The organism is Sphingobacterium yanglingense (assembly GCF_004363245.1).
In the GTDB taxonomy this organism is placed as follows: Bacteria; Bacteroidota; Bacteroidia; order Sphingobacteriales; family Sphingobacteriaceae; genus Sphingobacterium; species Sphingobacterium yanglingense.
Genome location: NZ_SNYV01000011.1, coordinates 1,245,867 through 1,258,115, shown reverse-complemented (window position 1 = coordinate 1,258,115; position 12,249 = coordinate 1,245,867). Strand labels below are relative to the sequence as shown.

The window sequence follows — 12,249 nt, the reverse complement described above, 5'->3', positions numbered from 1 at the left end:
GAAGTCAATTTCCTCTTAATATTCTTTATGTTGCTTCAATGTCCCTCCACTGCGGTCGATTTCAGTCTGTGGAATAGGAAAATAGGCATTGTGTGGCTGATAGGTCAACCCACCATAGTATGGTAAAAACTTGGCTTCGAATGCGGAGTAACTTTCAAGTACCTGCTTGGCAATACCCCAGCGTACGAGATCGAAGTAGCGGTGGCCTTCTAGTGCAAGCTCTAAACGACGTTCCATACGTACAGCATTGCGTGCATAGGCTTGGTCTGGAAAGGTCGGATACGGCTTGACAAGGTAATTCGCTACATCTACACCTCCAACTTGCTTACGGGGCAAGGTATTTGCGCGTTCGCGGACCATGTTGACATATTTACGTGCTTTTTCGAGGTCTGAAGCTTCTACCGCACATTCTGCTGCCATCAGGATAACATCGGCCAGACGTATGATATTAACATCTAGTCCGGTGATGTAGTTTTCTCCAGCAACAACATTGCCCGGAAACTGACTTTGTTTGATCATGGTTTTCATGCCGACAAATGGACCTGCAAAGGAGGCGTCACGTATCCAGTCATCACCGGGCATGATTCCATAGTCCAGATAAGGCACACCACGACGACCTACGGTATAGTCGAGACGAGGATCGACTCGTAATGTGACATCCACCTTATAATCTGTTTTGGCTTTGCCGGTCAGTTGCATATCGGATGTGTTGGGAGTGGTGCGATACTCTCCATTAAGGTAGGGAAGTCCATTGGCATCGACCTGATATACGTTTGCGAGGTCTATTGTAGGTTGATAAAAGCCACAGCAACCGACTGGAGATGTGCCGTATAATCCGCTGAGCATATCGCCTACATTCGCATTGTCTCCCGATCCGTTGGGGTTGATGGCATGTTTGGATACCATGATCGCTTCTGGACCATCTTCCTTGTCAATATCAAAATTGTTCTGGAAAGGCATACTCAGGAGGTCCTTGCTGCCGATTACTTCCTCAAATAACGGTAAGGCTAGCGCATGTTTGCCTTGATAGAGGTAGAGCTTACCCAGATATGCTTTTGCGATGTTTTTGTCCATCCTCCCAGATTCGCCTTTGAATTTGGTCACAGGGAGTTTGTCGACAGCAAATTTGACGTCTTCTATAATCTTATCATAGATGTCGGTATCATTTGGTTTTACCTTTGCTTCATCGAATGTGGTGTTTTCATCAATGTAAGGCAAGCTTTTGAAGACCCGCCATAAGAAGAAATAATAGTGACCGCGTAGCATTTTGCTTTCTGCCTCAATCTCAACGGCACGTTGGGCAGAGATTTCTTTTGTACTGCTTTGATCCTGTTTGAGTAATCGCAAAGTAGCATTACAACGGTTTACTCCCTCGTAATATACCTGCCACATTGCGATAAGCTGATCGTTGATCGCACTAGGTTTCAGCGATTCTAGATTATTCATCGCCGGCTGATCTTTTTCATCAGATCCTTTGTGGGCATTATCGGAGGTTAGCTCTCCAAATACCCATTGACTGGGAGCTGATGCATAGTTGCCCCATGTCCCGCTGACATTACCGTTCATAATTCCATATGCACCAAGCAATAATGCTTCGACTCCATCTCCGCTGGTGATTTGTTCCGTTACAAGCTCCCCTTGGGGTACCTTTGTGAGAAAATCTTTGCTACATCCCCCGAAGAGAAAAGCTGTAGATATCAGTGCTATATATAATTTTTCTTTTTTCATGATTTGATTTTTTAAAAGCCTAAACTTAAACCTAACAGATATTGACGTGACTGCGGATATACCCCAAGATCGACCCCTATAGCAGGATAGTCACTTGGTGTTGCTGTGACCTCAGGATCAAAGCCATCATACTTGGTTATCGTAAATAAGTTGGTCACCCCGGCATAGATACGTAGCTTGCCAAGATTACTGTTTTGACCAAAAAGCTCTTTTACAGGTAGGGTATAACCGAGCTGAAGATTTTTCATCTTCAGGAAGCTGCCATCTTTTACATAATAGCTTGATGTGGCAGATTCGTGCTCAGAAGGTTTATTCGTTAAAGATGGCATTGAAGAATTAGTGTTTTCTGGGCTCCATGCATCAAGAAGGCGTACGCTGCGTGCGCCATTGAAAGTGCCGAAATCTGTGAAATAGGCTGTTGCATCAAAAACATCATTGCCTTGGGATCCATAGAAAAACATGGCTAAATCCCAGTTTTTATACCCCGCATTGACAGCTAGGGAGTAGATGAAGTCCGGATGTGGATTCCCGATTACGGTACGATCGGCTCCATTGATTACATTGTCTCCATTTTGGTCTACGTATTTTAAGCCTCCTGGACGGGCTTTCCCATCTGCGTAATTAGGTGAGTTGGCTACGTCATTTGCATCTTTGTATACACCTGCTACCTGATAGCCATAGAAAGCACCGAACACTTCGCCTGGTTTAAGGACGGTTGTCTCTAGCGCTCTGAACTTACCATAATTCTGTTGGGATACGGAAGGGGCCAAGGCTACGACCTTATTAATATTTTTGCTAAAGGTACCGGTTAGGTCTAAGGTGAAATCCTTCTGCTGTCTGCGTCCATAATGGTAGCCCAGGGAGAATTCGACGCCATGATTGCGCATATCACCGATATTAATATAAGGTGCTGTCGCACGACCTACTGCTGTTGCAGGCTGGGGGACCCTAAATAGCATGTCTTTGGTCTTCTTATCGTAGTAATCAAATGTACCATCTAGATCTCCTTGTAGAAGCGTAAAATCTAGACCGATGTTAAAGGCGTTGACCTGCTCCCATTTGACATCTTCATTGGCGTAAAAATTCTGCCATAGCCCGCTCTGTACAGTGCCACCGATAGGGTAAGAAGATTGCGTGATGGAGCTTGCGTAGCGTGCAATATAATTGTAAGCAGGTATGCGTTGGTTACCTGTTACCCCATAGCCAGCACGGATTTTTAGGTCGTCGATCCAGTTTACAGACTCCATAAACTGTTCGGAAGAAACACGCCATGCTCCACTGATACCAGGGAAGGTACCATATTTATTGTTAGGGCCAAAGTTGGAGGATCCATCTCTACGTACAGTAGCACTTAATATATAGCGGTCGTCGAAACTATAGTCCACCTTTCCAAAGATAGAAAACAACGAACCTACGGATCCTGTCCCTGTGTTTCCAAAATTGGTGGTACCAGCGTTAAGGTAGAAATAATCCAAGCTCCCTAAGGTAAAAAAGCTATTTCTACTGCCTGATATATCACGGGCATTGCTGTTTATAGCCTCGGTACCAGCAAGAACGTTTAAACTGTGTTTTTCAAATTTCTTATTGTAAGTTAAAGTGTTGGTCCAGGTCCATTCCGAATTGTAGCCCTGGCTCTCGCTCATGGAGTTGTTGGTGGTAGAGCCCTCTGAAAACTCGGGGTCGGGATAGGTAATAGAGATACCTCCCCAGTTTTCATAACGTAAACCAAAGCTTGTCCGGGCGGTCAGACCGTCAATAATGTCGAATTCGCCAAAGGCATTGCCAAAGAAGAAGTTGCTCTTATTGACGTTGTCTTTACGTCTAAAAGCTTCCGCTACTGGATTCCGGGCATTTCCAAGGTCTTTACCTTTACTACCAGCAAAATTACCGCCTTCATCGTAAACCGGAATAATCGTTTGAGCACGAAGGGCCCAGGCAACGACACTGGCATCGCCCATATAACCTCCGGCCGCGTTAGGGTTTACTCCCATACCGACTCCCTTGGTAAAACTGTATTGCATGTTCTGACCAAAACGTAATTTTTGGTCAAAAGCTTTGAATTGGGTATTGCTACGTACATTGAACCGCTCAAATTGAGAATGGATAATAGTTCCTTTTTGGTTGAGGTATCCTCCGGACATGGCGTAGGTAGCGTTGTCACCACCACCTGTAGCGGATAGTTGGTAGCTCTGGGTAGGAGCTGATCTAGAGACTTCACGAAGCCAGTCCGTACCTTCCTTATTTGCCTTGGTAATCTGGTAGAAGGTAGCGGGGTCTCTGCTGTAATTGTAAAGTGACATATCTACATCTGCGGGTGTGATATCGTAGGACGTTTTGGCTCCGGCACGCAAGTAATCCGGTAATTGCAGGTTGGTGCCGTTGAGCTTGTTGTCCATATCATATACCTGCTGTGGTGTCATCATTTTGGGATAGCGACTGTATTGTGGTGTCTGGATTCCGCCATATACATCGAGATTGATCTGTGGTTTCCCGGGAGCGCCTTTTTTTGTCGTGATGATCACTACGCCATTGTTGGCACGGGATCCATATATAGATGCAGCAGAGGCATCTTTTAATACTTGCATAGTCTCAATGTCGCTTGGATTGAACCAGCTTAGTTTTCCTTCGTAAGGTACACCATCTATGACATATAAAGGCTCGTTGTTGTTGATGGTGCTATAACCTCTGATTTTGATCTGTGGAGTGGAACCTGGAGCTCCATCATTGACAATCTGTACACCGGCGGCTTTTCCCTGCAATGCTTCTACTGCTGTGGCAGCTGGTTGGGCCTTTAGTTGGGCTACATCGACGATCGCAACAGAACCGGTAAGATCTTTCTTACGTTGGGTACCATATCCCGTCACTACGACTTCTTCCAAGCTACTGGCGTCGGATTTTAGTTCGATCTGCAGGTTGCCCGCACCAGAGGGAATGGTTCTCCTTGTTGTTTCATAACCAATGTAGCTGATCTCAATAACGTCGTTAGGAGAGGCTTTGATACGAAATGCCCCTTGATCGTTTGTAGAAGTAGCAATTGACTTGCCTACAACTTTAATAGTGACTCCGGCTAATGGAGCTTTTGTGTCACTGTCTTTGACAGTGCCCTGAATCTCGTTTTCCTGAAAGGCGAGATGTACATTCATAATCAGGTCTGAAGAAAACACGGGTGCCGCGAGTAGGGGATTCCCTAGGAGAAGCAGTGCTCCAGACACGAGGAGTGTACCCCGTAAGGTCTTTTGAGCAGCATCATTGCGACCAGTTTTAAGTTTTGGTTGTTTAATCATGATGTCATTTTAAGTTTATAAGTATTGAGTTATAATGATCTAGATCATATAAATTAGTTGTTCATGAAATTAAAATGTAGAGATAGGTCTCGTTGTTATATGCTATAACGTTTTTGTTACATTAATGTTTTTATTTTTTTAATAAAAAATAAAAAAGTAAAATAAAATGTAAAACAAGATTTGTAACCTATTGTATGTTAGGTTGTTTTGAATACTTTTTGTTTGGATTTAATTTGTGTTTTGTTGAAATAAGCGTGGCGTGAGGAAGGAATTGAAATTGAGGAAAGCCCAATAGGTGGGGTTTGGGACGACGGCTTCTGATGAGCAGGAGCGTTGGTTGGTTTAAAGCAACAAGGCCCGACATATTTTGTGTCGGGCCTTGTAATGTTATTTTTTGTTCAGGAGCGGTAGGTACTTTTCGTAGCCCGCTGCTTTCATTTGATCTTTAGGGACAAACTTGAGTGACGCACTGTTGATACAGTAACGAAGTCCACCCTTATCTGCGGGGCCATCTTCGAACACATGACCAAGATGCGCATCGCCCGTCTTACTACGGACCTCTACTCGTCGCATCCCGTGCGAATTGTCAGATACTTCCTCGATGAGGCCATTGTCAATAGGTTTGGAGAAAGCAGGCCATCCGCAACCGGCATCAAATTTATCTGTAGAAATAAATAAAGGTTCACCAGTGGTGATATCGACATAGATGCCCTCTCTAAACTCTTGATCGTATTCATTGCTGAAAGGACGCTCTGTCGCATTATTTTGGGTTACCTCATATTGAAGAGGAGTCAAGGTTTTCTTTAAAGTCTCCTTGTCTGCCTTTTTATAAGCCGCAGCTGGGGCCGGGTTGGCTTGTCGAGCTATTTCAAATAAATCAGGTCCGATATGGCAGTACCCTCCTGGATTTTTGTCCAAGTATTTTTGGTGATAGGTCTCAGCATCGAAATAGTTCTCCAGTGGCTCTAGCTCTACAACGATATCAGCATTGTACTGTTTTTTAAGGTCCGCTAGACGCTCCTCGATGACTGGTATATCTGCCGCATTGGTATAGTATATACCGGTGCGGTATTGTGTTCCGATATCATTGCCCTGTCTGTTGAGCGTGGTAGGGTCGATTGTTTTAAAGAATAGATCGATTAAGAGCTTCAGGTCGATTACCGTCGGGTCATAGCTTACCTTTACGGCTTCAGCAAATCCGGTATTACCGGTGCAGACATCTTTATAAGAAGGATTTTCCGTATTCCCATTGGCATAGCCGACCTCTGTCGCCGTCACGCCACGTACTTGCTTGAAAAAATGCTCGGTGCCCCAAAAGCATCCTCCTGCAAAATATATAACCTGATGGTGTGGGTCTGTCGTATCTGTAGTGTTCATAATATGTTGTTTTGACGATTTTATAGTTTGTGTCTTCTGCGAAAAGCCGATCTTACTGAGCAAAAATATGCCGATGGCAAGTGCAACGACTGCTAATAGCTGTTTCATTTTCTATCTACTTTTCCATAAGAACGTAATTGATCTTATCCCGTATGGTATACAAAGATAATGCCTTGAGGAGTGTAATTTGCTAAAAAAACAACATGAATTAGTATGAAACGCTCTTTTTACAATAGAAAGACGAAAGGGAATGACGGAGAGGGGCTTTGCTCGCTGGCGGCCGCTTGGGTCCATCTACTGCGATTGAGATTGTAATATAAATGAAAACATCTATATTTACTCGGCAATCAATAAGAACAGTGCCGATTTTTAACGTTTTCGAAGCATTACATGGATTATCAAGGATTAGATGAGCACGAGTTGTTGGCACTTCTCAAGAGCGACGATAAGAAGGCTTTTGATGAAATCTATGCCCGCTTTCACGATTTTTTGTTTTTCTATGCCTATAAGCTGACCAATGATGAGTTTGCGTCCAGAGACATTCTTCAGGCACTTTTTGTCAATCTGTGGATAAAGCGTAACGATCTACAGATTAAGGGAAGTGTATTGAGCTACCTACACCAAGGTATCAAGTATGGTTTTTTGAATGAGGAACGCCGAAAGTCTGTGGTGACTCAATATAAGCAAAGTCTACATGCCTATCTACAGGAGGGCTATACCCATGCCGAAGAGAAGGTCTTTGAAAAAGAGTTGGTCAGACGCCTGCACGATCTGGCTGAAGAGATGCCCGGTAAGGCTGGTCAGGTATTTGTGCTCACCTATTTTGACAACCTCTCGGTTTCCCAAATTGCCGAGATGCTTAATGTATCCGAGAAAACGGTACGCAACCTCCACTCCAGAGCTATCAAAGATGCACGGCTCAAGCTGGGCCTCGCAATAGCGGTCTTTCTTCTGATGGGGTAATTCTTTTTTTTGAGATTATGTCTCTGAAATTCATTGTTTTGTATTTTTATGTGAAATAATTCGGGATTTTTGTGCTCCTAAGGTTTCTTATTTGTTAGACGTGCTTTTGTATGTCGGAGGTAGATATAAAATGGATAAAAGAATAGATGAATTATTGGACGCTTATTTGGAAGGGCGTTGTACAGCAGAGGAAAGGCAAAAGCTCGAGTCCCATTATCTCCATTATCTGGATGAAAGAAGGTCTATACCTTCTAGTCAACAGGTCAATGATTCTTACATTCATACCCATCGCCATATTCTCAATGAGATAGAGCATGCTGAAGCCAAACGGTCAAAATCGAAATCTAGGGGTTGGTATTGGGCAGCCGCTGCGGTATTGGTATTTACAGTTGGCCTTAGTGTTTGGAAATTGAAGGAGAGTCCTGAGCCTGTTGTCGACCTGACTCAGCACGAAATCGCTCCTGGTGGAAACCGGGCGACCCTGACATTTTCTGATGGCAGCGCAATGGCACTCGAAGAGGGGAAAGAGGGGATAGTGATGAATCAGGATATCGTATACCAGGACGGAAGTGATGTTTTCAAGGACGATTCAGACGCGCATCATAAGGATCGACAGGTCAGTCTAGAGACGCCTCGAGGGGGTACTTATCGGGTCACGCTTTCTGATGGTACCAAAGTGTGGCTCAATGCAGCTTCTAAATTGCAATACCCTCAGGTATTCGGTCAGGAAAGGTCTGTCATATTATCTGGAGAGGCCTATTTTGAAGTGGCTCATCAGGACAATAAGCCCTTTAAGGTTGTAGCCGACAAACAGACTATTGAAGTACTGGGGACGAAGTTCAATGTGCGGAGCTACCCAAGGGAAGTTGATAGGACGACTTTGCTGGAAGGAAAGGTGAAAGTGAGGGCCGAAGAATTTCATGTTTCGAAAGTGCTCAAACCGGGACAGCAGATGGTCTGGTCTAAGGACGGTGTTCACGTTGTGGAGGTCAATGCCCAAGATGTGACAGCCTGGAAGGAAGATATTTTAGTATTCCAACAAGATGATCTGCGGGATATACTGAACGATATCTCCCGTTGGTATGATGTGGATGTGGTGGTAGACCGTGACCTGGGACATTTGCCCAAACTAACGGGCGAGATACCTCGGAATATCAGTCTCAATGAGTTTTTGAAAGCACTGAAATTACACTATAATATAACATTCCAATTGGAAGGAAGGAGGGTGACGATCCGATAGTATAAACTTAGTTATTTTGATTAGAAGACTGGAAGTGCTGCAAACACCCCCAGTCGAGTTTAGGCATCTAAACGGCATTTTGGATTAACAATTTAAATAACCTAACTAACAAATTTATGAATAAAAATGGTACGGTCAATGAGCGTAACGCTATTCTAATGGCTAGACGCGCAGATAGACATAGACCTCAATTAAAGTATCTCATAGTGATGAAACTCACGCTTTTTCTTTGCCTTGCCTTTTCGGTACAGGCTATGGGTAATGCAGTCGCTCAACAAGTGAATCTGCAGTTGAAAAATAAAACCCTTGGAGATGTATTTAAGGAAATCCGGAAACAGACCGGATATGCATTCTTATATACAGATCCAGCGGTCAGTAAGTCGAGATTGGCGCAGGTCAATTTCAAGAATACCGACTTGCGTGTGGCACTGGATGAAATATTTGATGATCAATCCTACACTTATCAAATTAGTGGTAAGGTGATCTCTATTCTTCCGAAGTCGGACGCTCCACAAAAGCAGGGAGCGACAAAACAGCAGACCATCGATATGTACGGCGTAGTACTGGATAGTTTGCAGCAGCCTATGGGCGGTGTGACAGTACATGCGATTGCTACAGGGAAGCAGATTACGACAGATAAAAACGGGAGGTATGAATTGAAAGGGCTACCGGCAGGATCTAAGGTGGTATTCCGTAGTCTTGGCTATACGTCGCAGGAATTGCAGGTGAAGCAAGCTGAAAATAATATCCGTATGAGACTGATGCCTGTGCAGGTAGAGGAAGTTGCGGTTAGTTATAATACAGGGTATCAGAATATTTCTAAAGAAAGAGCTACCGGTTCATATGGTATCGTGACCGCAAACGACCTGAAGGGAAAACTGCAGGATAATATTCTGGATCGGATAGAAGGGCAGGTGGCAGGGCTTACTTCATACAAAGGTACGATGCAGGTACGAGGAAAATCGACACTGTCTGGAGTGTCTTCTCCACTATATGTGGTAGACGGTATACCTTATGAAGGTAGTCTGGACGCCATAAATCCATCCGAAATAGCACAGGTAACGGTATTGAAAGATGCTACTGCGGCATCTATCTATGGAGCGCGGTCGGCTAATGGGGTAATCGTGATTAATACCCGTTCGGGGGCCGAAGGACCGATGCGTATTGCTCTAAACAGTAGTATGAAATGGACTCCGCTTCCAGATCCTTCCTACAATAACCTATTATCGAGCAGTGAATTTATTGATTTTCAGCAACAGTTGTTTAAGCTCAATCCGGGTACTATGCCCGCAGGGTATTATGTCAATGAGGTGCGTCAATTGTTCTTTGATCATGCTGCGGCTAAGATTAATGATGATGAACTCGAGCAGCAGTTGAATGTGTACCGCGCTAGGGATCGTCGTAGCCAGTTGCAGAATGAATTCTTACGTTCGCATGCGCTTGATCAGCAGCATAACCTGTCGTTCAGTGGTGGTACGGCCAAACACAAATACGCGCTTTCTGGAAATTACATGAAGAGTGCACCCTATGAAAAGGCACAGACCAATGATAGAATAGGTTATAATTTCAAGAATACGCTGGATATTACCAAGTGGCTGCGTATGGAGACCAATCTGATCGGTAGCTTCACCAAAGCTGATTACGACAATGGATTCCTAGGCATGAGTGTGTACAATGGATCGAGTAAGGCTTCTTACCTCACCTTTAGGGACGAGAATGGAGATGCACTACCCTGGTATCAGGCCAAATCGCAGACGGAGCTGAATAGGTTGACAGGACTGGGATTGCTGGACGAAAGTTACTATCCCATGGATGAACTGGAAAGACAGCATTATAATCAAAAAGATAATTACCATAATTTAAATCTGGGTCTTAACTTCAAATTGATGACAGGTCTGACGCTAGATCTAAGATATCAGAAAGAAATCGGAAATGGTTATTCTAAGCAGTTTTATGGAAAGGACTCTTGGTTCGTACGCAACATGATCAACAATGCCACGCAGATCAAAGATGGCAACATCATCCAGAACATACCTACAGGAGGACAGATCAAAGAAACGCGCAGCGACAGGAGTTCGCACACCCTAAGGGCGCAGCTGAACTATAATGAGTCATGGAATGACCTGCATGAGGTATATGCTATCGCTGGTGCGGAGCAACGTAAAGTGAGAAATACCGGAACTACGACCTATCGTGTGGGGTACGATGACCACAGTCTATCGTATAAAGCTATTGATGAGAAATCTATCGCTAGGCTGACGGGGACAGAGGCCTTGGGCGGATCGTTCTCCTATAGTAATATGGGAAGTGGATTTACCGATGTGGAAAACCGCTATGTGTCTTTCTATGGTAATGGCTCATACACCTATAATAAGCGGTTGACCGTAAATGCAAGTATACGTATGGATCAGTCCAATCTATTCGGAACAGATCCAAAGTATCAATATCGTCCATTATGGTCTCTAGGCACATCTTACCATATCTTTAAAGATCCTGAAGGTTGGTTGGATAGGTTGTCGGTAAGGGCGACGCATGGTATCAATGGTAATATTGCTAAGATGAGCGGACCATTTCTTACGGTGTTTGATTCGGGGATAAATGATTATATCAATGAACCTTCATCTCAGGTTACTTTTCCGCCAAACTCGGGTTTGAGATGGGAAAAGACGCATGTCACTAACTTCGGTGTGGACTTTTCGATATTGAAATCGGTTCTACACGGTAGTATCGATCTTTATAATAAAAATACAACCGATTTGCTACGGGCAAAGGTAGCTGATCCAACCTATGGATGGAGTGAGCTTACGCTGAACTATGGTGATATGTACAACCGTGGTATCGAGGTGAACTTAAACTCGACGAATATAAAGACAGCGGTATTCAGTTGGCAGTCTATGCTTAACTTCTCTTACAACAAGAATAAGCTGACACGTATCGAGAATACCAATGGGGCACCTATATACTATATTCAGGCTAATCAAATCAGGGAGGATAAGCCGTTGAATGGATTGTATGCTGTCAGATGGGCAGGGCTGGATGAACTTGGGGCGCCACAGGCCTATAATGCAAAAGGAGAGATTACGAAATCTTTTGCCACATTGGCTGTGGATGATTTAGTATATGCCGGTACAACGTTGCCGCCTTATGCGACTTCTTTTTCCAATTATTTTCAGTACCGTAATTTTGACCTATCCTTCATGTTTGTACACTATGGCGGGCATGTGATGCGCGGTATAATGGGAGACTATATTGTAGGAACAGGGATATCGGCGAATGTGGATAGACAGACCGCCAATTTCTGGACCAAGCCTGGTGATGAGCTTGATCCCGAAAAGGCTCCGGCATTCAAGCAGGGAGCTAGTGCGAATATGAAAAACATTTGGGTATCGGCCGATAAGCATATTGAAAAAGCAGATTATATCAAACTTCGTGATATCTCCCTGTCGTATACACTACCGTCCAAAATCTTGGATAGGTATAAAGTGTCGCAGGCGAGAGTGACAGCGCAGGTGCAAAATCCATGGAGATGGTCTGCGAATAGTGAAGGACTAGATCCAGAGGTGTGGAATGGTACTTCTACAAGTCCAACACGGGGTACATTGTCTCCAACGACATACACGCTGGGGGTATCTCTTAATTTTTAAAAATCGATAGGAA

The 12,249-nt window shown here is 44.1% G+C and carries 6 protein-coding genes; 3 read left to right on the top strand and 3 right to left on the bottom strand.

The window, feature by feature from the left end:
* Positions 1 to 15: 15 nt before the first annotated feature.
* The 3 genes from CLV99_RS07605 to msrB form a co-directional block, all read right to left on the bottom strand.
* Positions 16 to 1,728: a RagB/SusD family nutrient uptake outer membrane protein gene (locus CLV99_RS07605; RefSeq protein ID WP_133583876.1), complete on the bottom strand. Its 1,713-nt coding sequence runs from the start codon at positions 1,726 to 1,728 to the stop codon at positions 16 to 18.
* Positions 1,729 to 1,739: 11 nt separating this feature from the next.
* Positions 1,740 to 5,012: a SusC/RagA family TonB-linked outer membrane protein gene (locus tag CLV99_RS07600; RefSeq protein WP_133583875.1), complete on the bottom strand. Its 3,273-nt coding sequence runs from the start codon at positions 5,010 to 5,012 to the stop codon at positions 1,740 to 1,742.
* Between the two features lie 387 nt (positions 5,013 to 5,399).
* Positions 5,400 to 6,497 carry a peptide-methionine (R)-S-oxide reductase MsrB gene (gene msrB, locus CLV99_RS23575; protein ID WP_133583874.1) on the bottom strand — a complete coding sequence of 366 codons (1,098 nt, stop codon included), beginning with the start codon at positions 6,495 to 6,497 and terminating at the stop codon, positions 5,400 to 5,402.
* Positions 6,498 to 6,779: 282 nt separating this feature from the next.
* Here msrB and CLV99_RS07590 point away from each other — a divergent pair, with 282 nt between their 5' ends.
* The 3 genes from CLV99_RS07590 to CLV99_RS07580 all read left to right on the top strand — a co-directional run bounded on the left by CLV99_RS07590 (position 6,780) and on the right by CLV99_RS07580 (position 12,236).
* Positions 6,780 to 7,352, top strand: coding sequence for an RNA polymerase sigma factor (locus CLV99_RS07590; RefSeq protein ID WP_133583873.1), 573 nt, complete (start codon positions 6,780 to 6,782; stop codon positions 7,350 to 7,352).
* 130 nt (positions 7,353 to 7,482) lie between these two features.
* Positions 7,483 to 8,592 carry a FecR domain-containing protein gene (locus CLV99_RS07585; protein ID WP_133583872.1) on the top strand — a complete coding sequence of 370 codons (1,110 nt, stop codon included), beginning with the start codon at positions 7,483 to 7,485 and terminating at the stop codon, positions 8,590 to 8,592.
* A gap of 116 nt (positions 8,593 to 8,708) precedes the next feature.
* Positions 8,709 to 12,236 (top strand): SusC/RagA family TonB-linked outer membrane protein, encoded by a 3,528-nt coding sequence (locus tag CLV99_RS07580; RefSeq protein ID WP_133583871.1) that lies wholly within the window; start codon positions 8,709 to 8,711, stop codon positions 12,234 to 12,236.
* Positions 12,237 to 12,249 lie beyond the last annotated feature (13 nt).